Raw genomic sequence first — 23,663 nt, forward strand, 5'->3', positions numbered from 1 at the left:
GGCCATGACCCAGCCCCGCGACCCCGCGCCTCAGGGCAGGCGGCTCAGCACGGTCTGCGCCTGGGTGCTCATCGCGTCCCGGCTGGGCGCCGACCCTCCCCGCACCTCGTCGATCATGTAGACGCCGACGGGACCCTGCAGGAACGCCAGACCCCGCCCGGAGACACCGATCTGCGAGAGGTTGAGCTCGACCCACTCGGCCCGGTCGCCGATGCTCGAGTCAGGAGTCAGCTGGACGAGGTTCGCTGCCTGCCCGGCGGCCGACTTCGCCTCGGCCAGCAGCTGGTTCCACTCGGCCTGGGCGTCGCCCGTCGTGGCGCCCTGGAGGACGAACACCATCAGCACGTTCGGGGTCTGCGCGCCGTACACACACGTGTGACGGACCTTCGTGCCCTCCTCCTTGCCGGGCCCGAAGCTGGCGTGCGCCATGTCCGAGGCCTCTTGCTGGGTGACCAGCTGGCAGGGGTCGATGGTCACCTCGGCGGCCTTGGGGCTGGACGACGGCGTGTAGGACTGAGTCGGCGAGGAGGAACCGGGTCCCGGGCCGGAGCCGGCGCGGGCGTTGTGGGACGCGGTGGGCGTCGGGTCCGCGGACGGCTGGTCCTTGCTGCCGCAGGCGGTGAGAGCGAAGGCCAGCACGACCGTCGCCGCCAGAGTGGGCGCGAGTTTCATCGATGGCTCCTTTGTCGATCTCAGGTCAGGTCCGGAGACGCGGGACGCAGTGCAGAATCCGCTCGGCGCGGATACCGGTGCCCTCGGCCACCTGCTGCACCGAGGCGATCGAGCCCTCGAAGAGGAAGAGCACGACGTCGTCGTCGGTGATGCGCAGGCAGCCGAGGTAGCTCGCGGGTCCCCCGGTCCCCGCAAGCTCTGACGCGGCACGCACCAACCGGCTGTCGAGGTCGCCGAGCTCCTCGTCGCTGGCACCGGGCCAGAAGCACTCGGCGACCCAGTGGTTGGTCCTCGTCATGACGCCGAACGTACGGATCGCGGGACCGGCACGAATCAGGGTTTCCCCTATGTCCGACCCACGTCCCCGATCTCGGCCAACCGGGTCGCCAGAGCCGCTCGGCGTACCCCGAGCTTGCGGTAGATCCGGGTCAGGTTGACCTCGACGGTCTTCGGGCTGAGGAACAACCGCTCCGCGATCTGCCCGTTGGTCAGGCCGTCGGCAGCCAGGCGGGCGACCCGGTCCTCCGTCGGGGTCAGGCCGTCGGACTGGTGGTCCGGGATCCGCGCGAGCTCGTTGCGAGCCCGCTCGGCCCACTCGGGTGTGTGCAGGTCCTCGAAGCTCGCCAGGGCCTCCTGCAACGCCTCTCGGGCGAGGCGCTTCTCCCTCCTGCGTCGGCGGAGCTGGCCCACCAGCAGGAGCGCCCGGGCGCGCTCGAACGGCGCTGGCAGCCCCTCGAACAGCTGGAGCGATCGGTCCGCCGTGCCCATGGCGTCCTCGAGATCGCCGTGGGCGGCCAGGACCATCGCCCGGGACCGGGCAGCGACGGCTTGGGACCATCGTCCCCGCGAGGTCGCGGCCTCGTCGTCGAGACGGGCGAGGACCTGGGAGGCCTCGTCCAGCGCTCCGGCCGCGACCAGCGCCTCGACGAAGTCACCCACGTGCGCGCACATCCGCGGCTCGCGGATCCCGGCCTGCCGCTTCAGCTGGTCGAGAGTCCTCAGGTGTGCGACCGCTGCCTCCAGGTCACCACGTGATACAGCAACGACGCCGAGGGCCAGCAGGGCGGGCGCTCTGTCCAGGCCGACCGTGTCACCGGCCTCCAGGACCTGCCCGGCCGCCGACTCGGCCTCGTCCACCCGGCCCAGCCTGGCCAGCGTGACGGCATGGAAGCCCACCTCCCACGGGAGACCGCCCTTGCCTCCCGTCTCCTGGGCCCGGTCGACGGCCTCGCGAGTGAGGTCGAGGGCCGCCAGGAAACGCCCGGCCATCAGCTGTGCTTCGGCCATCCAACCCAGGATCGCCGGCAGGATCGACCTGTTCTCGATGCTGGCTCGGTCGTACATGGCACGTAGGAGCTCGAGACCCTCGTCGACCCGGCCGTCGTACGCGAGCAGCCGGCCGACCAGGTCGTCGCCGTGTGAGGCGGTGCGGACCGGGGGGAACCGCGGCCTCGGTGCCGGGTCCAGACCTCGGAGGCGCTCCAGGTGGATGCCGAGGCCGGCGTAGAACTCTGCCTCGACCAGGGCCGCGCGGACCTGGAAGACCACCTCCGGATCCGGTCTCGGGACCCGCTCGACGGCCTCGAGCGCTCGGCGGGCCGCGTCCAGCTTGCGGTCGATGTCGTTGTCGGAGATCCGGGAGAGGAGCTCGAGCACCTCGGCCTGGAAGAGCGGGTCCCCGGCCGACTCGGCCGCGGCCTCGACCCCGTGCTCCACGGCGCGTTCGAGAGCGCCCGAGAGGCGAGCGACGTACATCAGGTGGAAGAGCGCCCCGGCCCGAAGCATCCCCTCGGGCAGGCTGCCCACCAACGACTCGAGCTCGGCGACGGCACCGGGGGCGTCGCCGGCGCTGTGCATGAGCCGGCCGTAGGCGGTACGACGCAGCGCGAGCGCTTCCGCGTCGGCCGGCGGCGTCAGCCGGCACGCCAGGTGCAGGAGGTCGGCAGCGGCATCGGGTGCTCCTCGAAGCCACGCCTGCTCGGCGGCACCTTCGAGCGCCACCGCCACCTCTGCGTCCGGCCCCTCCGCGGCGGTGGCCAGGTGCCGGGCGCGTTCCTCGAGGTTGTCGGAGAGCATCGCCAGGGCCCGGTGCAGGTCCCGGCGGCGGGCAGCGGGGATGGAACCGTACGTCGCCGCGGCCAGGATCGGGTGGGTGAAACGAACCCGGTCGTCCACCACGGTCACGATGCCCTGGCGGCCGGCCGCCTCGAGCGCCTCCCGGAGGTCGAGGGCCGTGGGATCGAGATGTCCGAGCAGGTTCAGTAGTGGGTCGCGAGGGACCGAGGCCAGCTCCAGAGCCTCGCGTACCCGGTCCGGGAGTCCGGCGATCCTGGACCGCGCGAGGTCCAGGACACTGTCGGACAGCGGTCCCTCTAGACCGTCCCCCGAGCCGACCGCGCCGAAGGCGCGCGTGAGCTCGAGCGCGTGCAACGGGTTGCCCTGCGACAGCTCCGCGATCCGGACCAGGCGCGGCCACGCCGGCGCCCAGCCGAGCACCCGGCGCAGGATCCGCGAGAGGTCGCTCGGCCCGACCGGGCCCACCTCGAGGGTGTCGAAGCGCCCCTCGGCCATCGCCCGGCCCAGCTCGGCGGGCCAGTCGACGGGGTCATCGTGCGCAGCGGATCGATCTCCGAGGCGAAGCAGCGGAACAGCGCCGAGGCTGCGCACGACGGCGATGCGCGTGCTGGTCCCGGCCAGGCGGCGCACCACGAACGCGAGGACCCGGGCCGTGGGCTGGTCGAGCCACTGAGCGTCGTCGACGGCCACCAGGAGCGGGCGGTCCGCGGCCACCGCCCGCAGGACCGCCAGGGTCGCCAGGTCGAGCGAGAGTCGGTCGACCGGCTCCACGGTCTCCTCCAGTCGCATGACGGTGCGCAGCACGCGGGCCTGAGGAGCGGGCAGCTCTCTCACGGCGTCGATGCCGAGGTCGCCGAGCAGCCCGACCAGGCCCGCGTAGGACAGCTCCATCTCCGAGCGCGTCGGCTGGCAGGTCGCCACGGCGTACTGCTGCTCGCGCGCCGACGCGAGCAGAACTCGCAGCAACGTCGTCTTGCCGATGCCGGGTGCCCCGTCGATCAGCACGGCTCTCGGCTCGGCGAGCCGGTCGGCGAGCAGGCGATCGAGGACGCCGATCTCTGCGGTCCTGCCCGCGATGGCCTGTGTCATGGCCGGCCCCTCCTCGCCAGCGGACCTAGGAGAACGGTCCCGCGTCCGGCGCACACTCGGCAAGGTCAGACGGCGACGAAGACCGGGGAGCGAGCACACGCCTCGTCCTAGACTCCGGCCATGCACGAGCGCCGGGCCCTGGTACGCCGTCCTTCGACCCGCCTGGCCGAGGGACTCCTCACGCACATCGACCGAAAGCCGGTGGACGTCGATCTGGCGATGCGCCAGTGGGATGGGTACGTCGCGGCCCTCCGGGACGCCGGGTGGGAGACCCTCGAGGTGTCCCCCGCAGACGGCTGCCCAGACAGCGCGTTCGTCGAGGACACCGTCGTGATGTACGGCGACCGGGCCGTGGTCACGCGTCCCGGCGCCGACGAGCGGAAGCCGGAGACGGCTGCGGTCGCCGACCTCCTCGGTGTGCTCGGGTACGACGTGGTGTCGATCCAGGCACCCGGCACGCTCGACGGTGGTGACGTGCTGAAGCACGGCGGCACGGTGTGGGTCGGGATGGGTGGCCGCACGAACCGGTCCGGCCTCGACCAGCTGACGTCGTACCTGGAACCGTACGGCGCGCACGTCGTACCGGTGCTGGTCTCGAAGGTGCTGCACCTGAAGTCTGCGGTGACCGCACTGCCCGATGGGACCGTGGTCGGCTATGAGCCGCTGGTGGACGATCCTGCGATCTGGGAGTCGTTCCTGGCCGTGCCCGAGGAGTCGGGCTCACACGTCGTCCTGCTGGGCGGCGAAACGGTGCTGATGAGCTCGGACGCCCCCGACAGCAAGAGGCTGTTCGAGGAGCGAGGGTTGGACGTCGTCGCGGTCGACATCAGCGAGTTCATCAAGCTCGAGGGCTGCGTGACGTGTCTGTCGGTGCGGTTGCGCCATACCCCCTGACCCGCCGCGTCGCGCGGCGGCCGTCTGCGTCTCCTCGGGCTCCGCACGGCCTCGGTGGCGAGGAGTCCCGCGTGAGGGTCAGTCGGTGAAGGCGCAGAACTCGTTGCCGGCCGGGTCCGCCATCACGGTCCATCCCAGGCCGCCGTCCCCCTTGGCTCGCACCACGGTCGCGCCGTGGGCGGTCAGCGCCTCGAGGTCGTCGGTGCGGACGTCGATGTGCACACGGTTCTTGACCGTCTTCGGCTCGGGCACGCCGCCGAAGACGAAGAAGTCCCAGGGACAGTCGGGCATGTCGCGGATGAAGGAGAAGCCACCCTCGTCGTCGTCGTCGTCGTCGTCGACGACCGACCCGCCCACGACCCCGCACCACCACGCGGCGAGGTCGTGGCTCGGCTGCGCGCCCTCGTGGCAGTCCCAGACCAGCTCGTACGGCCGCTTCTCGACCGGCTCGGCGCGAGGGAAGACGCAGTGCTCCTGGCCGTCCGGGTCGAGCAAGGTCGTCCAGCGCGGGTACTCCTCGACGACCGTTGCCCCGGCGTCGAGCGCGCGTTGCACCGACTCGGCGTTCACGTCGAGGTGGACGCGGTTCTTCACGGACTTCGGTTCCGGCACGACGTTCAGCCAGACCTGGATGCGTCCGGAGTCGTCACGGAGATGGGCGTCGCCGTCGTCGTGCATCTCGACGCGCCAACCCAGCATGGTCGACCAGTACTCGCCGGACGTGCGCGCATCGGCCACGTCGATGCAGAGGTCCTTGTACGTTGCCAGACCCACGAACGGATAGTACGTATCAAACGGTCGGTGGCGCGGCCGTACTCTCGCGGCCGTTTGATACGTACTATCCAACAGCTCGCCGCACCGGGAGCCGCGACGGAATCGGTGGATCGTGGCCACTCGGCCGGTGGAATCCGCAATCCGGACGGCCGTAGGCTGCTGGCATGAGCACCACACTCGCCGGCAGCACGACCCTCACCCAGCAGCGGAACCTGGTCACCGAGATCCCCGGGCCGCGGTCGCAGGAGAAGCTCGCCCGCAAGAAGGAGTTCGTCGCGGACGGGGTCGGCACCACCCTGCCCGTCTTCGTGGAGGCCGCGGGTGGTGGCGTGATCCGCGATGTCGACGGCAACACGCTGATCGACCTCGGCTCCGGCATCGCCGTCACCACGGTCGGTAACGCCGCTCCCGAGGTCGTCACTCGAGTGCAGGAGCAGGTCGCGGCCTTCACCCATACCTGCTTCATGATCACGCCGTACGACGGCTACGTGGACGTCGCGGTCGCACTCGCCGAGCTCACGCCGGGCGATCACGCGAAGAAGTCGGCGCTGTTCAACTCCGGCGCCGAGGCCGTCGAGAACGCCGTGAAGATCGCCCGCGTGGCGACCGGCAAGGACGCGGTCGTGGTGTTCGACCACGCCTACCACGGCCGCACGAACCTGACGATGGCGATGACGTCGAAGAACATGCCGTACAAGAACGGCTTCGGCCCGTTCGCCGGCGAGGTCTACCGCGTCCCGATGTCCTACCCGTTCCGCGAGACCGAAGGGATCAAGGGCCAGGACGCGGCCGCTCGCGCGATCGACCAGATCGAGAAGCAGGTCGGTGCGGAGAACCTCGCCTGCATCGTCATTGAGCCGATCCTCGGTGAGGGTGGGTTCGTGGTCCCCGCGGACGGGTTCCTGCCGGCCCTCTCGGCCTGGTGCCGGGAGAACGACGTGCTGTTCGTCGCCGACGAGATCCAGTCCGGCTTCTGCCGCACCGGCGACTGGTTCGCCTGCGACCACGAGGGCGTCGTCCCCGACCTGATCACCACGGCCAAGGGCATCGCCGGCGGACTTCCGCTGGCCGCGGTCACCGGGCGCTCCGAGGTGATGGACGCCGTGCACGCCGGAGGTCTCGGCGGCACGTACGGCGGCAACCCGGTCGCCTGCGCCGCGGCGCTGGGCGCCATCCACGAGATGAAGACGCACGACCTCCCCACGCGTGCTCGCTCGATCGAGTCGCTCATCCGCCGCCGGCTGGAGTCGATCGCCGCGGATCACCCGGCGATCGGCGACATCCGCGGCCGCGGCGCGATGATGGCGATCGAGCTGGTCAAGCCCGGCACCCTGGAGCCGGACGCCGCCCGCGCGGGTGCGGTTGCGGCGTACTGCCACAAGAACGGCGTCGTGGTCCTCACCTGCGGTACCTGGGGCAACGTCTTCCGCTTCCTCCCACCGCTGTCGATCAGCGACGAGCTGCTGGACGAGGCGTTCGACGTCGTCGCCGAGGCGTTCGCCGCCACCGCCTGACGACCTTGACGCGCGCTGTAATCTCGATTACATGATTACAGATGAGGCACGGGAGCGGGTGCGCGGCTGGTTCTCCGGCCGGCTGCCCGCGGACTGGCAGGACGCCCCTGCCGAGATCAGCATCGACCGCGACGAGATCGTGGTGACCCTCCAGATCCCCGACGTCGAGGCGGGCGAGAGCGACGCGGAGACCGAGGAGGCCCGAGCCGGGCGGGCCAGCGCGTTCCGCGAGGAGACTCGCGAGCAGCGGATGGCGATCGCCCGGGAAGCGCAGCGCCGGTACGAGCGCACGGTCAGCTGGGGGGTGACGGTCGGCGGCCACGAGGAGCTCTTCACACACCTGGCCGCCCCGACCATGACTCGGCTGCGTCAGCCCCAGCGCCAGGTGCTCGACACCCTGGTGGACGCCGGCGTCGCGCGGTCGCGGGCCGACGCGCTCGCGTGGTGCGTCCGCCTGGTCGCCCAGCACGAGGACGACTGGCTCACCGAGCTGCGCGGGGCGATGAGCCAGGTCGCCGACGTCCGGACCAAGGGCCCCCAGGCCTGATCCGGACGAACCAGGGCCGGGTACGACGTGCGTCGTCGTACCCGGCCCTGTCACTCCGCCCGCGCGAGCGCCAGGGACGCACGGCGTGCGGCGTCCCGGGCCCGGCGTGCCTTGTGACCGGCAGCGGCAACGCGACGGCCGCGTCGTACGCCCTCGGCCGCCGCCAGGCGGTCCGCCACCGTGGCTCGCGCCAGGTCCTCCAGCATCGGGTCCATCGGTCGATGACCTCAGGACCCTTCCGCGACGGCGAAGATGGCATCCGCCACGAGGCCGTGCGCCTCCTGGTGGACGCTCACCGCGGCGTCGGCGTCGGGTGCTTCCACGAGGCAGAAGATCTTCCCCTGCTCCTGGTCGACCCAGTACCGCAGGTAGCTCACGCCGTACCGCTGCTGCGTCCTCAGGTCCGCCGCGTGCGCCTGCTCGACATCGGTCAGGCCGACCGGACCACCCATCGTGTGCACATCCATGAACAGCGCCATGTGATGCTCCTTTTCTCGAAGGCACGGCGACTCTCGCTGTGCCACCATGAGCCTCGTGCAGCGCCCGTCTGCCGGCCATGACCAGGTGACCGAGGCGACTGATCGGGCAGCCAAGACCCCGTGGAACCCGTCCCTCCCGGACCCCTTCGACTCCGCCCTGCGGCGACTGCGCCTCGAGGGCGCGATCTTCCTGCGCGCGGAGTACCGCGAGCCGTGGGCCTACGAGTCGCTGTCCGGGCCGGCGACCGCCGCGATCCTGCGACCCGGCACGGAGCGGGTCGTCCTCTTCCACCTCGTCTCCAGCGGCACGTGCTGGGTGCAGGTCGGTGAGCAGGAGAAGCACTGGGCGGCAGCCGGAGACGTGATCGTGCTGCCGTACGGCGACCAGCACACCATGGGCGGGGTCGGCGCGAGCGAGGTCGTCCCGCTGCTGACCTTCCTCGAGCCCCCGCCGTGGAACACGATGCCGCTCCTCCGGCACGGTCGCGACGGCGCTCAGACCGACGTCGTGTGCGGCTACCTGCACAGCGACGACGTGCTCTTCGACCCGGCGCTCCGGGTGTTCCCGCCCGCCTTCGTCGTCCGCCCCGAGGGCACCACCGGAGCAGGGTGGGTGCGTGCCAACATCGACTTCGCGCTGGCCCAGGCGGACGCCTCCCCCCTCGGACCCGATGCGATCAACACCCGGCTGCCCGAGATGCTGCTCGTCGAGGTGCTGCGACAGCACCTCGCCACCGCACCGGCTGCCGACCACGGCTGGCTGGCGGCCCTGCACGACCCGATCCTCAACCCGGCGCTGTCCGCGATCCACACCGCGCCGGAGCGCAAGTGGACGGTCTCCGACCTGGCCCGCGTCGCGGTGGTGTCGCGGTCCGGGCTGGACGAACGGTTCCGGCAGGTGCTCGGACGCTCCCCGATTCGCTACCTCACCGAGTGGCGGATGCACCTGGCCGAGGACCTGCTGACCTCCACCGACCTCGGGGTGGCGGCCATCGCCCGCCGGGTCGGGTACGACGCGGAGGAGGCGTTCAGCCGCGCGTTCAAGCGCCATAGTGGCGCCCCGCCGGCGCAGTGGCGTGTCCAGCACCCCCTTCGGGCTTCCGGAATGGCCGACCCGTCCGCCGGCGTTGCCCCCGAGTGACCTCCCCCGCTCTCTCCGTCCTCGACCTGGTCCCGGTGCGCAGCGGCCAGACCACCGGCCAGGCCCTGGCGGCCACCCGCTCGCTGGCTCGGGTCGCCGACGAGCTCGGCTACCGCCGGTACTGGCTGGCCGAGCACCACAACATGCCGGCCGTCGCGGCGACCAACCCACCGGTGCTGGTCGCCCTGGTGGCGGCCGAGACCGAGCGGATCCGGGTCGGCTCGGGCGGCGTGATGCTGCCCAACCACGCGCCACTCGTGGTGGCCGAGCAGTTCGCGCTGCTGGAGGCGGCGTACCCCGGTCGGATCGATCTCGGCATCGGCCGCGCGCCCGGCACCGACCCGCTCACGAGCGTCGCGCTCCGGCACGGCGCCGGCGGAGTGAGTGACGACGCCGTCAACCACTTCCCGCAGTACGTCGACGACATCGTCGCGATGATGTCCGCCGACGGGGTGGCGATGCAGGTGATGGGTCGCGTCCAGGCGCTGCGGGCCACCCCGCGGGCGGAGTCAGCGGCCGACCTCTGGCTGCTCGGGTCCTCGGACTTCTCGGCCCGGCTCGCCGCGGCGCGCGGACTGCCCTACGTCTTCGCCCACCACTTCTCCGGCCGTGGGACCGCGGAGGCGCTCGAGCTCTACCGCTCGGAGTACCAGCCGTCGGAGCGCCATCGCAAGCCACACACCTTCCTGACGGTGAACGCGGTCGTGGCCGAGACGCAGGACGAGGCAGACCGACGTGCCTTGCCCAACCTGCTGACGATGGTCGCGCTCCGGACCGGCCAGCCGCTCACCCCTCAGCCGACGATCGAGGAGGCCGAGGCTCGTGGGCTGCCCGAGGAGCACCGCGCCCTGGCCGAGCAGATGAGCGAACGCTGGGTGGTCGCGACGCCGGAGCAGGCGGCGAAGCAGGTGGTCGACCTGGCCGCGACGTACGGCGTCGACGAGGTGATGCTGAACCCGGTCGCCGGCGCGCACGAGGGCTCTCCGCTGGACCGCGCCCCACACCGCGAAGAGACGCTCCGACTGCTCGCCGACGCGCTCTGACTCAATGCGCCGCGGCCGCTCCGGAGACCACGTCCCCCGAGAGTCGCTGGGCGAGGTAGATCGGGATCGCCGACACGAGCACCAGCACGGCCGCCACGACGTTCACCACCGGCGCCTGGTTGGGGCGGAAGAGGTTCTGGAAGATCCAGATCGGCAGCGTCTGCTCCTGGGGCCCGGCGGTGAACGTCGTCACCACGATCTCGTCGAACGAGAGCCCGAACGCGAGCAGCGCGCCGGCCAGCAGCGCCGAGCGGAGCATCGGGAACGTCACCAGCCGGAACGTCGTGAACGACCCGGCACCGAGGTCGGCCGAGGCCTGCTCCAGGGACGGCCCGATGCGTTGGAGCCGAGCCTGCACGTTGTTGAACACCGTGACGATGCAGAACGTCGCGTGCGCGATCACGATCGTGAGGAAGCCGAGCTCGACTCCGAGCATCGTCCGGAAGGCGTTGTTGAGCGCGATACCGGTGACGATGCCGGGAAGGGCGATCGGCAGGATGATCAGGAGCGACACGACATTGCGGCCGAAGAAGCGGGTACGCCGCAGCGCCAGGCCGGCGAGGATCCCGAGCAGGAGCGCGACCGCGGTCGCCAGGAGCGCGACCTCGACGCTCAACAGCAGCGCATGCCGGGCCCCACTGCTGTGCGCCGCGACCTTCCACCAGTGGAGGGTCAGCCCGCTGGGCGGCCAGGTGAACGTGCGGTCGACGTTGAACGAGTTGATCACCACCAAGGCCAGCGGCACGTAGACCACCACGAGCACCACTGCGGTGAGCAGGCGGAGCGCGGCCCTGGACCGTCGGTCGATCACAGATTCTCCAGAGCGCCGGTGCGACGTACGGCCGCGAGGTACAGGAGCATCACCACGACCGGAACGGTCGCGAACGCCGCCGCGAAGGGCAGGTTGTTGGCGGAGCCGACGTTCGCGTAGACGACCGTGCCGATCAGCTGGCCGGCGCCGCCCACGATCGTGACCGCGATGTAGTCGCCCAGGGACAGGGAGAAGGTGAAGATCGAGCCGGCCACCACGGCGGGAAAGGCCATCGGCAGCACCACCCGCCGAAGGGTCGTGAACGACCCCGCGCCGAGGTCGCCGCTGGCCTCGAACAGCGAGTCGGGCACCCGCTCGAGCCCGGCGTAGATCGGCAGGATCATGTACGGCAGCCACAGGTACGCCAGCGTGATCGTGGTGGCGGTCAGTCCGTAGCCCGGGGACTGGATGCCGAACGGCTTGCCCACGGCGTCGATCAGGCCGCCCTCGGAGAACATCCCCCGCCAGGCGTAGGCCTTCACCAGGTACGACGCCCACAGCGGCATCAGCACCGCGATCACCAGCAGCCGCCGCCCCCGGGGAGACGCGACCTTGGCCATGTAGAGCGCGATGGGGAAGGCCAGCACGGCGTCGATGACCGTCACCAGCGCGGCGATCCCGATCGTCCGGAACGCGATGGTGCGGTACACCGGGACCTCCCACAGCTGCCGGTAGTTGTCGAGCGTCCAGACCCGCTCGATGTCACCGGTGAAGTCGTTCTGCGCCCAGAGCGAGGTGACGAACAGCGCCCCGAGAGCAGCGAGGTACGCCACCCCCAGCCACAGCATCGGCGGCAGGAGCAGCAGCCCGGTGCGCAGCCCCTCAGATCGCCCGAGCAGCGAGGCCCGCCCGGGCTCGGGAGCCCGGGCGGGAGCCGGCGCCGTGGGTGCGGACAAGAGCTACCCCTTGACCTCGGTCCAGGCCTGCGTCCAGTCGCCGTAGTTGGTGCATGTGGCGTTGGTGCGGCCGTCCAGGCACTGCGAGATCGGCGTGGTCCAGTACCAGATCTTGTCCGAGAAGGCCTGGTCGGTGACGTGATAGGCCTTGCAGAACGCCGCGCCCGTGATCTTGCAGGCCTGCCCGTTGGCCGGGGCCTCCCCGAAGTACTCCGCGACCTCCGACTGCGGCTTCGGCTCGGTGATGTAGGACATCCAGGCGTAGGCGCAGTTCGGGTGCGCCGCGTGCGCGCTGATCATCCAGGTGTCCGACCAGCCGGTCGCTCCCTCCTTGGGCAGGATCGCCTTCACCGGCGCCTTCTCGCCGGCCGCAACCTGCGCGATGACCTCCCAGGTCGTGCCGATCACGGAGTCACCGGTCTTGAACGCCTGCACCTCCTTGAGGTAGTCCGACCAGTACTCCGAGATGTTCTGCCGCTGGTCCTTCAGCAGCGAGACGGCCGCGTCGAGCTGCTCCTGGTCGAGGGCGTAGGGATTCTTGATGCCGAGGTCGGGCTGGGTCTTCATCAGGTACAACGCTGCGTCTGCGATGTAGATCGGCGAGTCGTACGCCGTGACCTTGCCGTGGTACTTCGACGCGTCGGTGAACACCGCGCCCCAGCTGGTCGGGGCCGGCTTCACGTCGTCGGTCCGGTACATCAGCAGGTTGGCGCCCCAGCCGTGGGGCACGCCGTACATCTGGCCGTTGACGCTGTTCCAGGCACGCTTCTTCAGGAACGGCTCGATCTCGGAGTAGTCCTTGATCAGAGAGGTGTTGACCGGGGCGACGTCGCCCGCGGCGATCAGCCGCAGCGTGGCGTCGCCGGACGCCGAGACCACGTCGTAGTCGCCGGTCTTGATCAGGTTCACGGCCTCGTCGGACGTGCCGAAGTACTTCACGTTCGCCTGGCAGCCCGTCTGCTTCTCGAAGGGCGTCACCCAGTCGACCTTGGGGTCGTTGGAGCCGTCCTCGGCGTAGCCCGGCCAGGCCAGGATGTTGACCTTGCCCTCCATCTTGCCGAGCGACTTCTGCATCGGGATGTCCGGTGGCGTGAACCCTTGGGCGCCCGGCGTGGCGGTGCCGCTCGATCCGGCCGACGTGCCACATGCGGCCACGAGCGCCAGAGCGGCGACGCCGAGCAGAGCACCGAGCGGTCTGAGCTTCCTGCGGGTGATGGTCATGCTGTCTCCTCGGTTTCCTCGGTCACTTCCGAGAGTGCGATCAGTGAGTCGCGGTGGAGCACGACGGCGACCGGTCGGTCGGAGGCCGCGAGCGGTGGCTCGGAGGCGTGCCCGGTGTTGGGACGCGACACGGTCAGGCTCGGGCCGTCGTCGAGCTCGACGATGGCGTGGGTGATCGGACCCAGGTAGACGACCTCACGCACCCTGCCCGGGAGGGCCACCTCACCGGACTCGACCGACTCCCCGGCAGCCACGACACGCAGCCGCTCGGGACGTACGGCGTACTCTCCCGGCATCCCGAGCAGACGACGCGCCGCGTCGCCACCGATCCGGTTGGAGGTGCCGACGAAGCCGGCGACGAACGAGCTGGCCGGGCTCTCGTAGAGCTCGACCGGGGACGCGACCTGCTCGACCCGACCGTCCCGGAACACCGCGACCCGGTCGCTCATCGACAGCGCCTCCTCCTGGTCGTGCGTCACGAACACGAACGTGATGCCGACGTCGCGCTGGATCTGCTTGAGCTCCAGTTGCATCTCTCGGCGCAGCTTGAGGTCGAGGGCCCCGAGCGGCTCGTCGAGCAGGAGCACCTTGGGCCGGTTCACCAGAGCGCGGGCGAGCGCCACGCGCTGCCGCTGGCCGCCGGAGAGCTGGGTGGGTCGGCGTCTGCCGAACCCCTCGAGCCGCACCGCGGCGAGGGCCTCCTCGGCCCGGCGACGACGCTCCTTGCGATCGACCTTCTTGACCCGGAGGCCGTACTCGACGTTCGCGAGCACGTCCATGTGGGGGAAGATCGCGTAGTCCTGGAAGACGGTGTTCACGTCTCGCCGGTGCGCCGGCAGCGCGGTCACGTCCTGGTCGCCGAGCAGCACCGACCCGTTCGTCGGGCGCTCGAACCCGGCGACCATCCGGAGCACGGTCGTCTTGCCGGAGCCCGAGGGACCGAGCATGGAGAAGAACTCACCGTCGGCGATCTCGATGTTCAGGTCGTCGACGGCGCGCACCTCGCCGAAGTGCTTGCTCAGCCCGACGGCGGTGACCGCGGCCACGTCAGGCGCTCATCTCGCGGCGGCCCCAGGGCGCGCCGTACTCGGTGAGCAGGTCGAGGAACGGCACGGCATCGAACGCCTCGGGGCCGAGCACGCCGGCGCCGGACCAGGTGCCGCGCGCGAGCAGCTCGAGTGCGACCACGGGGTTGATCGCGGTCTGCCAGACCACGCACTGATGGCCGTACTCCTGCATCGTCCACGCGTTGTCGACCACGTGGTAGTAGTACGTCGACCGCGCCTGCCCGTCCTTGCCCTTCCCGGTCACCCAGAGCCCGGCGCAGGTCTTGCCCGTCATCCGCGGACCGACCGTGGCCGGGTCGGGCAGCACCGCGGCGACGACGTCGCGGGGGGTGACCTCGACGCCCTTGACGCGGACCTTCTCGGTGCGGTCCAGGCCGAGCGTGTTCAGTACCTTGAGGATGTTGATGAACTCGTCGCCGAGGCCGTACTTGAACGTCGCGCGCTTGCAGTCGACCCACCGCGGCATGAGGAGCACCTCCTCGTGCTCGACGTTCACGCACTCGACCGGGCCGATGCCCTCGGGGAAGTCGAAGACCTCGGGCTCGCTGAACGGCGCGGTGGTGTGCCACTCGCCGTCCTGCCAGATCACCGGGGGGTTGAGGCACTCCTCGATCGTGGTCCACATCGAGAAGGACGGCGCGAAGATCTCGCGGCCGGCGTCGTCGGTCACCACGAGGTTGGCGCCGTCCCGGGTGCCGAGCTCGTCGATCTCGGAGAAGTCGTGGTCGGCGGCGTAGCGCGCGAACACGTCGGAGAGGCCGGGCTCGACGCCGATGCCCACCAGCGCGAGACGGCCCGCGGACTCCCACCGGTCTGCGACGGCGAACTGCTCGTCGCCGAGCTTCACACCGGTCTTCTCGTACGGCGCCTCGGGGTGCGGCTTGGACAGCGACATCGCCATGTCGAGGTAGTCCGCGCCCGCTTCGAACGCCCCCTCGAAGATCGGCATGTTGAACACCGGATCCACCGCGTTCATCACGTGGGTGATCGCGTGATCGCGGCACAGGGCCGTCACCGACGACGCGTCCGAGGCGTCGACCTGCGCCGCGACGTACCGATCGTCGGCGGCGGCGGCCCTCTCGGCACGCGCGGGGTCGTAGTCGGCGACCACGATCGCCTCGAAGAAGTCGCGGCGGGCCGCGATCGCCGTGAACGCCGCCCCCACGCCACCGGCGCCGACCAGCAGGATCCTCATGTGCTGCCGCCTCCTCGAGGCTCGGTGTCCGTCTTCGGTGGCCGGAAGGCCGGCCCGTGTCCCGGTACGACGACGTCCGCGAGCCCGAGGATGCGCTCGCGGCTGTTCTCCAACGCCGCCTGGTCCCACGCCAGCGGGTCCTGCACAGGCGTCATGTCGGCGAACCACCAGGCGTGGGTCAGCACGACCGTACCGTCGTCGGTCCCCACGACGAGGGCTGCGCACTCCTGCGCGTGTCCGGGCGTCTCGATCACCGCGATGTCGTCGCTCAGGTGGTGGCCGTCGCCGTCGTGCGACAGCCAGAGCGACCCGTCGTACACCGAGTCGACGTCGACCACGCGCGCGGTCGGGAACATCCCGACGTTCCGCGTGTGGTCGAGGTGGTGGTGGGTGACGAAGACGTGGGTGACGTCGCGCGCAGTGAGCCCACGGGCCGCCAGCGCGTCGGTCAGCAGGCCGGGGTCGGACAGGATCCCGGGGTCGACCACGATCACCAGGTCGCCGTCGCGGACCAGGCTCACCGTCGGGTGCACGGACGAGTCCCCGGACTCCGTCTGCTCGACGTGCCCGGTGACGAGGACGTCGACGGTGGCCATCGCTACTCGCCGATGTAGCTCATCACGTGCTTGATGCGCGTGTAGTCCTCGAGGCCGTACATCGACAGGTCCTTGCCGTAGCCCGAGTGCTTGAAGCCGCCGTGCGGCATCTCGGAGATGAACGGGATGTGGGTGTTGATCCACACCACACCGAAGTCGAGGTGCTTCGACATCCGCATCGCCCGGCCGTGGTCCTTGGTCCACACGCTCGACGCCAGCCCGTACTCCACGCCGTTGGCCCAGCGCAGGGCCTCGGTCTCGTCGCTGAACTTCTGCACCGTGATGACGGGTCCGAAGATCTCGGCCTGGATCTGCTCGTCGTCCTGCTGGAGACCGGCGAGCACGGTCGGCTCGTAGAAGTAGCCGACACTGCCCTGCCGGTGACCGCCGGCCGCGACGTTCGCGTGGTCGGGGAGCCGGTCGACCATGCCGGTGACCCGGGCCAGCTGGCTCTCGTTGTTGAGGGCGCCGTAGAGCACGTCCTCGTCGTCGGGAAGTCCGGTCTTGGTGTTCTTGGCCTGCTCGGAGAGGGCGGCGACGAAGTCGTCGTGCACGCCCGGGCCGGCGAGCACGCGCGTGGCGGCGGTGCAGTCCTGGCCGGCGTTGAAGTAGCCGGCGACGGCGATGCCCCCGGCCGCCCTCTCGATGTCGGCGTCGTCGAAGACGATCACCGGCGCCTTGCCGCCGAGCTCGAGGTGCACCCGCTTGAGGTCCTTGGCCGCGGAGCCCGCCACCTCCATGCCCGCGCGCACCGAGCCGGTGATCGCCACCATCTGCGGGGTCTTGTGCTCCACCAGCCGACGGCCGGTGTCGCGGTCGCCGCAGACGACGTTGAGGACCCCGGGCGGCAGGAACTCCTGGCACAGCTCGGCGAGCAGGGTCGAGCTCGCGGGGGTGGTGTCGCTCGGTTTGAGGACGATCGTGTTGCCCCCGGCGAGCGCCGGGGCGATCTTCCAGATCATCATCATCAGCGGGTAGTTCCAGGGCGTCACCTGGCCGACGACGCCGACCGGCTCGCGCCGGACCCATGACGTGTGGTCGGCCATGTACTCGCCGGCCGAGCGGCCCTCGAGGAGGCGGGCCGCGCCTGCGAAGAACTTGAAGTGGTCGGACGCGTACGGCATCTCCTCGGACATGGTGAGACCGAGCGGCTTGCCGGTGTCCTTGCACTCGACCGCGTTGATCTCCTCGATCCGGTCCTCGATCGCCTGTGCGATCTTGAGGAGCGCATTGCCGCGGTCCTGGGGCGTCGTCTGGCCCCACGACTCGAACGCCGCGGCCGCCGCGGCGTACGCCCGATCGACGTCCTCGGCGCCGGACATAGGGGCCTGCGCGTAGACCCCGCCGGTGGTGGGGTCGACGATGTCGTAGGTCTCGCCCGAGACACTGTCGACGAGCTTCCCGTTGATCACGTTCTTGAAGGTCTGGTCCGCCATGGCGGGAGCCTAACCAGGCGGCTGCGGATTCGACAGTGCCAGCCGACCCATCCGACGGATTTCGTGATCAGGTCGCGCTCTTGATGTCCATCTGGTCCCTACGAGCGATCAGCCGCGGTCGAAGACGGCGCGCCCGCCGACCCAGGTCGAGGCGACCCGGGCGGCGCCGATCTCGTCGACAGGACCGGCGAACGGGTCGCGGTCGAGGACGGCGAGGTCGGCGGCGTTCCCCGGTGCGAGCACGCCGGCGCCATCGATCCGGTCGCGGCCGTTGAGCCACGCCGATCCCGCGGTGTACGCCGCGAACGCGGTCGTCAGGTCGACCGCCTGCTCCGGCAGTAACGGCGCCCGCGGGTCGTCGTACGACGTGCGCGTGACCGCGGTGTGGATCGCCGCGATCGGGTCGGGCGAGGTGACCGGCCAGTCGCTGCCCATCACCAACCGGGCACCCGCGCGGTGGAGCCCGCCGAAGGGGTACTGCCAGGTCGCCCGCTCGTCCCCGAGGAAGGGGATCGTCAGGTCGTCCATCTGCGGCTCGTGGCAGGCCCAGAGCGCCTGGGCGTTGGCGGCCACGCCCAGCTCGGCGAACCGCGGCACGTCGTCGGGGTGGACCACCTGGATGTGCGCGATGTGGTGCCGCAGGTCGGCGGAGTGGCCGGCGTCCCTGGCGGCCGCGAAGGCGTCGAGCGTCTCCCGTGTGCCCCGGTCTCCGATGGCGTGGACGTGCACCTGGAAGCCCTCGGCCGCCAGCGCGACGACGACCTCCTTGAGCTCGTCGGCCGCAACGAACGAGTGGCCCGCGTTGGATGTGGAGTGCCCGTGCCCGTCGAGGTACGGCGACAACATCGCCGCCGTGAAGTTCTCGCAGACGCCGTCCTGCATGATCTTGATGCTCGTCGCGCGATACCGACCGCCCGTCTGCGTCCGGCGACGCTCCACGAGGTCGGGGACCTGGTCGAGGCCGAGCTCCCGGTCCCACCAGAGCGCGCCGACCACGTCGGCCACCAGGTCGCCACTCGCGACCGCGTCGAGGTACGTCGACCCGGTGTCGGCCATCCCCGCGTAGGCGCCCACGATCGCGTCCTGCCAGGCCGTGACGCCCAGCGAGAACAGATATCCCTGACCCTCGAGCAGGCCGGCGGCGTACTCGGCCGGCGACAGCTCGGGGAGGAGCGCCGCCACGCGGTCCACGGCACCCTCGTGCAACGTGCCCTGCGGACTGCCGTCCGGGAGCCGCTCGATCCGCCCGTCCGGCGGGTCTGGCGTCTCGGCGGTGATCCCCGCGAGCTCGAGTGACCGCGAGTTGGCCCAGGCGCCGTGGTGGTCACGGTTGTGGAGCAGGACCGGCCGGTCCGCGACCACTGCGTCGAGGTCGGCCGCCGAGGGCGTGCCTCCCGGGAACGCCGCCAGCGCCCAGCCGCCACCGGTGATCCACGGCCCGCCGAACCCGGCGGCGTACGCACGGACCATCGCGATGTACTCCTCGCGCGTGCTGCCGTCGGTCAGGTCGCACTGCATCCGCTCCAGCCCACCCTGGATCGGGTGGCAGTGCGCGTCGGTGAAGCCCGGCGAGACCAGCCCGCCGGCCAGGTCGACGACATCGGCCGGCTGGTCGAGGGCCTCGAGAGAAGGTGGCCTCAGCACCGCGACGACCTTCCCGTCGTCGACGAGCAGGCCGTGGTCGGGCAGGTGGCGGTGGCCGTCGAAGACCGAGCCGCCGGTGAACAGGGTCGGCATTCAGCGTCCTTCCAACAGTGGGCCGGCGGGGTCGTGGGTGATCCCGACCTTGCGGGTGGCCAGGCCCGACAAGGCCTCGAGGCAGACCCGGTTGGCGAGGTACGCGGTGATCTCGGCGTGGTCGTAGGGCGGCGATACCTCGACGACGTCGATACCGGCGACGGGTAGCTCGCGGCAGATCCGGCGTACGGCGTCGAGGAGCTGACGCGACGACAGCCCGCCCGGCTCCGGGGTACCGGTGCCCGGTGCATGACCGGGGTCGCAGACGTCGATGTCGACCGACAGGAACACCGCGTCGCAGTCGTCCATCGCGATCTCGAACGCCTCGTCGAGGCACGTGTCGAGCCCGCGCCTGCCGATCTCGGTCATCTCGTAGGACCGCATGTCCTGGTCGGCCATCCACTTCATGGTCTCGGGGCCGGGCCAGTAGCCACGCAGCCCGATCTGGAGGAACCGGTCGCCGCGCAGGGCGCCGGACTCGATCAGCCGCCGCATCGGCTGACCGTGCCCGTACAGCGAGCCGAACTCGATGTTCCCGGTGTCGGCGTGGGCGTCGAAGTGGATCATCGACACCCGCCCGAACCCCAGGTGCCGCGCGACGCCGGTCGCGTCCGGGAGGGCGATCGAGTGGTCGCCGCCGAGCACGAGCGGCACCGACCCGGCGGACGCGACGGCGTACACGGCGTCCTCGAGGTCGTGCAGCGCCCGCTCGATCTCGCCCGGTGGCATCTCGACGTCCCCCATGTCGACCACGGCGACGTCCTGGAGCGCGTCGACCCGGAGCGCGAGGTGGGGCCGGGAGCCGTCCTGGGGCAGGTAGTCGGTCTGTCGGATGGCCATCGGCCCGAAGCGCGTCCCGGGCCGGTGCGACGTACCGCCGTCGAACGGCGCGCCCACGACCACGACGTCGGCCGCCGCCAGGGCCGCGGCGTCCTCGACGTCCACGGCGGGGACGCCCAGGAAGGTGATCTCGGGACCGAACTGGGCGCCGTACCGGGTCATAGAGACTTCCTATCAGTCGGGCCTATCCGGCGCCCACCTTCGGATTCCGTAACGAATCACCGACGAGACCTACGGATCCGCTTGCAGACACCCAATCCCACCCTCATGATGGGGGCACACCACGACATGCAAGGAACCGATATCCATGCCCGGCGAGATCGCCTACGACAACGCACGCCTGCAGCAGGCTGCCCGCGACCACCTGTGGATGCACTTCACGCGCCACTCGACCTACGACTCGGCCGATGTTCCCGTCATCGTCCGCGGCGAGGGTCCCTACATCTACGACGTGAACGGCAAGCGGTACCTCGACGGTCTGGCGGGACTGTTCGTGAGCCAGCTGGGCCACGGCCGCAAGGAGCTGGCCGAGGCGGCCGCGAGGCAGACCGAGCGGCTGGCGTTCATGCCGCTGTGGTCCTACGCCCACCCGAACGCGATCGAGCTCGCCGAGCGGGTCGCCGGCTATGCGCCGGGTGACCTCAACCGGGTCTTCTTCACCACGGGTGGCGGCGAGGCCGTCGAGACCGCGTGGAAGCTGGCCAAGAACTACTTCAAGATCACCGGCAAGCCGTACAAGCACAAGGTGATCAGCCGCGCGATCGCCTACCACGGCACGCCCCAGGGTGCGCTGTCGATCACCGGGCTGCCGGGAATGAAGGCGCCGTTCGAGCCGCTGGTGCCCTCGACGTTCCGGGTGCCCAACACCAACTACTACCGCGCACCGTACTTCGAGGACGACGAGAAGAAGTTCGGGCTCTGGGCGGCCAACGAGATCGCGGTCGCGATCGAGAACGAAGGCCCCGAGACGGTCGCCGCGGTCTTCCTGGAGCCGGTGCAGAACTCCGGCGGCTGCTTCCCGCCCCCGCCCGGATACTTCGATCGCGTCCGCGAGATCTGCGACGAGTACGACGTACTGCTGGTCAGCGACGAGGTGATCTGCGCGTTCGGCCGGCTCGGCCACATGTTCGGCGCCGACCGCTACGGCTACCAGCCCGACATGATCACCTGCGCGAAGGGCATCACCTCCGGCTACGCCCCGCTCGGCGCGATGATCGCCACCGACCGGCTGATGGAGCCGTTCCTGCACGGCACCGAGACGTTCCTCCACGGGTACACCTTCGGCGGCCACCCGGTCTCCACCGCGGTCGCGATGGCCAACCTCGACATCTTCGAGAAGGAGCGCATCAACGAGCACGTGCGGGAGACGGAGGGCGGCTTCCGCGAGACGCTCGAGAAGCTCAAGGACCTGCCGATCGTGGGCGACGTACGCGGCGACGGTTTCTTCTTCGGCATCGAGCTGGTCAAGGACAAGAGCACCAAGGAGACCTTCAACGACGAAGAGTCGGAGAAGCTCCTGCGCGGGTTCCTCTCCAAGGCGCTGTACGACGCGGGCCTGTACTGCCGTGCCGACGACCGCGGCGACCCGGTCATCCAGCTCGCTCCCCCGCTGATCTGCGACCAGGAGCACTTCGACGAGATGGAGCAGATCCTCCGCGAGGTGCTGACCAAGGCCGGGGACCTCATCGACCAGATCGACGCCGGCACGGGTCACGCGCACGTACGTCGGGCCCCCGAGGGCTGAGCTCGCGAAGCCTTGGGCTTGCTCAGAGGGTCGATGTCGTACCGGCGCGATCGCGCGGTTACGACACTCCGCGCGCTGCCCCCGGCGTGTCATAACGGCGCGATCGCGCGGTTGTGACACCCCGGGCTCGCTCGACACCTACGAACGCGGCCCGACGATCACCAGCGACTCGGCCTCGGTCTTCGGCTGCCGCCTCGACCGCTGGTCTGCGGGAGTCTCGCGCCTGAACGCCCGCCGGCGACGTCGGGCGTTGACCTCGCCGCCGACCACGACCAGCACCGACACCAACAGCATCACGGTGCCGACGACGTTGATCTGCATCGGGATGGTCTTGCGCGAGACGCCCCAGACGTACATCGGGAACGTCGTGGTGTTGCCGGCGTTCAGGTTGGTGATGATGAAGTCGTCGAACGACAGCGAGAAGCTCAGCATCGCCGCGGCCGCGATGCCAGGCAGGACCAGCGGGAAGGTGACCTTCCAGAACGTCTGGTTCGGCGTCGCGTAGAGATCGGATGCCGCTTGTTCCAGGGTGTCGCTGAGCCCGGCCAGTCGGGACCGGACGGTCACGACCACGAAGGACAGGCAGAACATGATGTGGGCGATCAGGATCGTCCAGAAGCCGAGCTGGCCGGCGAGACCCGCGGAGACGAACAGCGCCAACAGCGACGAGCCCATCACGATCTCCGGTGCCGCCATCGGCAAGAAGATCAGGACATTCGTGCTCGATCGGCCTACGAAGTCATGTCGCACCAGCGCGAATCCTGCGAGCGTGCCGAGGACCGTGGCACCGAGGGTCGCGAGGAGCCCGATCTCGATGCTGCGCTTCAGGGCGTCGCACATGCTCGGGTCGGCGCACGGATGCAGCCAGTTGTCGAGGGTGAAGGAGTTGAACTTGTAGATCTTCGACTGCTCGCTCGGGAGCTTGTTGAAGCTCATCAGGATCACGACGAAGATCGGGACGAACGTGTAGACCAGGACGAGGATCCCGAGGATCAGCACGATCCGGCTGCGCAACCACCGCATGATCACAGCAGGTCCTCCGTTCCTGCGCGCTTCACGTACACCAGGACCATCGCCACGATCAGGACCATCAGCATCACCGACAACGCCGCGGCGGCCGGATAGTCGTTGGCCTGGGTGAACAGGCTCTGGATCGTGTTGCCGATCATCCGGGTCTTGGTGCTGCCGAGCAGCTGGTCGTTGATGTAGTCGCCGACGGCCGGGATGAACGTCAGCAGCGTCCCTGAGATCACGCCCGGGAGTGACAGCGGCCAGGTGACCTTCCAGAACCCGACGATCGAGTTGGCGTACAGGTCGTTGGAGGCCTCGATCAGCCGGTAGTCGATCTTGTCGATGCTGGCGAACAGCGGCAGCACCATGAACGGCAAGAAGTTGTAGGTGAGCCCCATGATCACCGCGAACGGCGTGTAGAGCAGGTGCCCGTCAGGTCCGAGGATGTGCACGAACTGCAAGGTGTTCACCACGACGCCGTCGTCCGCGAGGATCAGCTTCCACGACAGCGTGCGCACCAGGAAGCTGGTGAAGAACGGCGCGATCACCAGCACCAGCATCAGGTTCTTCCAGCGGCCCGCCTTGAACGCGATGGCGTAGGCGAGCACGTAACCGATGATCAGGCAGATCAGGGTCGCGATCCCGCCGTACACCAAGGAGCGCACCAGCTGCGGCCAGTAGTCCCTGAGTGCGTCGGAGTAGTTGCTCCACTCGAACACCATCGTGTACCCGCGGAAGTCCGACCCGTCCTTGTTGAACAGGCTGGTCGCGACGAGCGAGTAGAACGGGACCAGGAAGAACAACCCCAGCCACAGGATCGCCGGCACCAGCAGGATGTAGCCGGTGGCGCCCTTCTTGCGGACGGTCTCACTCATCTGCG

The 23,663-nt window shown here is 70.0% G+C and carries 23 protein-coding genes; 6 read left to right on the forward strand and 17 right to left on the reverse strand.

Annotation, left to right across the window (positions count from 1 at the left end; all coding sequences use genetic code 11):
- Positions 1-30: 30 nt before the first annotated feature.
- Genes VGJ24_RS07150 through VGJ24_RS07160 form a run of 3 tightly spaced genes read right to left on the reverse strand, consistent with a single transcriptional unit; the run spans position 31 to position 3,837 of the window.
- Positions 31-672 carry a hypothetical protein gene (locus tag VGJ24_RS07150; RefSeq protein WP_331499826.1) on the reverse strand — a complete coding sequence of 214 codons (642 nt, stop codon included), beginning with the start codon at positions 670-672 and terminating at the stop codon, positions 31-33.
- 25 nt (positions 673-697) lie between these two features.
- Entirely contained in the window at positions 698-970 is a 273-nt protein-coding gene (locus VGJ24_RS07155; RefSeq protein WP_331499827.1) for a hypothetical protein, read from the reverse strand.
- A gap of 47 nt (positions 971-1,017) precedes the next feature.
- Positions 1,018-3,837, reverse strand: a complete 2,820-nt coding sequence (locus VGJ24_RS07160) for a helix-turn-helix transcriptional regulator (protein ID WP_331499828.1) — start codon at positions 3,835-3,837, stop codon at positions 1,018-1,020.
- Between the two features lie 120 nt (positions 3,838-3,957).
- On the opposite strand from VGJ24_RS07160, the gene ddaH reads away from it, so the two are divergent.
- A complete protein-coding gene (ddaH, locus tag VGJ24_RS07165) occupies positions 3,958-4,731 on the forward strand; it encodes a dimethylargininase (RefSeq protein WP_331499829.1) in 774 nt (257 codons plus the stop codon).
- Between the two features lie 78 nt (positions 4,732-4,809).
- Here ddaH and VGJ24_RS07170 read toward each other — a convergent pair whose 3' ends face one another.
- The gene (locus tag VGJ24_RS07170; protein ID WP_331499830.1) at positions 4,810-5,505 is read right to left on the reverse strand and encodes a VOC family protein; all 696 of its coding nucleotides are present in this window, start codon (positions 5,503-5,505) and stop codon (positions 4,810-4,812) included.
- Between the two features lie 164 nt (positions 5,506-5,669).
- Between VGJ24_RS07170 and gabT the strand changes: the two genes are divergently transcribed.
- Together gabT and VGJ24_RS07180 are read left to right on the forward strand one after the other, a co-directional pair.
- Positions 5,670-7,019, forward strand: a complete 1,350-nt coding sequence (gene gabT / locus VGJ24_RS07175; protein ID WP_331499831.1) for a 4-aminobutyrate--2-oxoglutarate transaminase — start codon at positions 5,670-5,672, stop codon at positions 7,017-7,019.
- A gap of 31 nt (positions 7,020-7,050) precedes the next feature.
- On the forward strand, positions 7,051-7,566 hold the full coding sequence (locus tag VGJ24_RS07180) for a hypothetical protein (RefSeq protein ID WP_331499832.1): 516 nt from the start codon (positions 7,051-7,053) through the stop codon (positions 7,564-7,566).
- A gap of 50 nt (positions 7,567-7,616) precedes the next feature.
- Here the strand turns inward: VGJ24_RS07180 and VGJ24_RS07185 are convergent, their stop codons facing one another.
- Both VGJ24_RS07185 and VGJ24_RS07190 read right to left on the reverse strand, forming a co-directional pair.
- Positions 7,617-7,781, reverse strand: a complete 165-nt coding sequence (locus tag VGJ24_RS07185) for a hypothetical protein (RefSeq protein WP_331499833.1) — start codon at positions 7,779-7,781, stop codon at positions 7,617-7,619.
- 12 nt (positions 7,782-7,793) lie between these two features.
- Entirely contained in the window at positions 7,794-8,045 is a 252-nt protein-coding gene (locus VGJ24_RS07190; RefSeq protein ID WP_331499834.1) for a DUF4242 domain-containing protein, read from the reverse strand.
- A 55-nt stretch (positions 8,046-8,100) separates the two neighbouring features.
- Here VGJ24_RS07190 and VGJ24_RS07195 point away from each other — a divergent pair, with 55 nt between their 5' ends.
- Positions 8,101-9,186 carry an AraC family transcriptional regulator gene (locus VGJ24_RS07195; RefSeq protein ID WP_331499835.1) on the forward strand — a complete coding sequence of 362 codons (1,086 nt, stop codon included), beginning with the start codon at positions 8,101-8,103 and terminating at the stop codon, positions 9,184-9,186.
- Positions 9,183-10,229, forward strand: coding sequence for an LLM class flavin-dependent oxidoreductase (locus VGJ24_RS07200; RefSeq protein WP_331499836.1), 1,047 nt, complete (start codon positions 9,183-9,185; stop codon positions 10,227-10,229). Before VGJ24_RS07195 ends, VGJ24_RS07200 begins: the two co-directional genes overlap by 4 nt.
- Before the next feature lies 1 nt (position 10,230).
- On the opposite strand, the gene VGJ24_RS07205 is transcribed toward VGJ24_RS07200, so the two are convergent.
- From VGJ24_RS07205 to speB, 9 genes are all read right to left on the reverse strand, one after another.
- Positions 10,231-11,040 carry an ABC transporter permease gene (locus VGJ24_RS07205; RefSeq protein WP_331499837.1) on the reverse strand — a complete coding sequence of 270 codons (810 nt, stop codon included), beginning with the start codon at positions 11,038-11,040 and terminating at the stop codon, positions 10,231-10,233.
- Complete coding sequence (locus VGJ24_RS07210) at positions 11,037-11,936, reverse strand: ABC transporter permease (protein ID WP_331499838.1); 900 nt, start codon at positions 11,934-11,936, stop codon at positions 11,037-11,039. Before VGJ24_RS07210 ends, VGJ24_RS07205 begins: the two co-directional genes overlap by 4 nt.
- Positions 11,937-11,939: 3 nt before the next feature.
- Entirely contained in the window at positions 11,940-13,157 is a 1,218-nt protein-coding gene (locus VGJ24_RS07215) for an ABC transporter substrate-binding protein (protein WP_331499839.1), read from the reverse strand.
- A complete protein-coding gene (locus VGJ24_RS07220) occupies positions 13,154-14,203 on the reverse strand; it encodes an ABC transporter ATP-binding protein (protein WP_331499840.1) in 1,050 nt (349 codons plus the stop codon). Before VGJ24_RS07220 ends, VGJ24_RS07215 begins: the two co-directional genes overlap by 4 nt.
- 1 nt (position 14,204) lies before the next feature.
- Positions 14,205-15,419, reverse strand: coding sequence for a saccharopine dehydrogenase family protein (locus VGJ24_RS07225; protein ID WP_331499841.1), 1,215 nt, complete (start codon positions 15,417-15,419; stop codon positions 14,205-14,207).
- The gene (locus VGJ24_RS07230; protein WP_331499842.1) at positions 15,416-16,015 is read right to left on the reverse strand and encodes an MBL fold metallo-hydrolase; all 600 of its coding nucleotides are present in this window, start codon (positions 16,013-16,015) and stop codon (positions 15,416-15,418) included. Before VGJ24_RS07230 ends, VGJ24_RS07225 begins: the two co-directional genes overlap by 4 nt.
- A gap of 2 nt (positions 16,016-16,017) precedes the next feature.
- The gene (locus VGJ24_RS07235; RefSeq protein ID WP_331499843.1) at positions 16,018-17,451 is read right to left on the reverse strand and encodes a gamma-aminobutyraldehyde dehydrogenase; all 1,434 of its coding nucleotides are present in this window, start codon (positions 17,449-17,451) and stop codon (positions 16,018-16,020) included.
- A gap of 108 nt (positions 17,452-17,559) precedes the next feature.
- Complete coding sequence (locus VGJ24_RS07240) at positions 17,560-19,188, reverse strand: amidohydrolase (protein WP_331499844.1); 1,629 nt, start codon at positions 19,186-19,188, stop codon at positions 17,560-17,562.
- Positions 19,189-20,190 (reverse strand): agmatinase, encoded by a 1,002-nt coding sequence (speB, locus tag VGJ24_RS07245; protein WP_331499845.1) that lies wholly within the window; start codon positions 20,188-20,190, stop codon positions 19,189-19,191.
- 145 nt (positions 20,191-20,335) lie between these two features.
- On the opposite strand from speB, the gene VGJ24_RS07250 reads away from it, so the two are divergent.
- Positions 20,336-21,772: an aspartate aminotransferase family protein gene (locus VGJ24_RS07250; RefSeq protein ID WP_331499847.1), complete on the forward strand. Its 1,437-nt coding sequence runs from the start codon at positions 20,336-20,338 to the stop codon at positions 21,770-21,772.
- A gap of 138 nt (positions 21,773-21,910) precedes the next feature.
- Here the strand turns inward: VGJ24_RS07250 and VGJ24_RS07255 are convergent, their stop codons facing one another.
- Together VGJ24_RS07255 and VGJ24_RS07260 are read right to left on the reverse strand one after the other, a co-directional pair.
- Positions 21,911-22,795, reverse strand: a complete 885-nt coding sequence (locus VGJ24_RS07255) for an ABC transporter permease (RefSeq protein ID WP_331499848.1) — start codon at positions 22,793-22,795, stop codon at positions 21,911-21,913.
- Positions 22,796-22,797: 2 nt separating this feature from the next.
- Positions 22,798-23,658, reverse strand: a complete 861-nt coding sequence (locus tag VGJ24_RS07260) for an ABC transporter permease (protein ID WP_331499849.1) — start codon at positions 23,656-23,658, stop codon at positions 22,798-22,800.
- Between the last annotated feature and the right edge of the window lie 5 nt (positions 23,659-23,663).

Source organism: Nocardioides sp., assembly GCF_036493135.1.
GTDB lineage: Bacteria > Actinomycetota > Actinomycetes > Propionibacteriales > Nocardioidaceae > Nocardioides.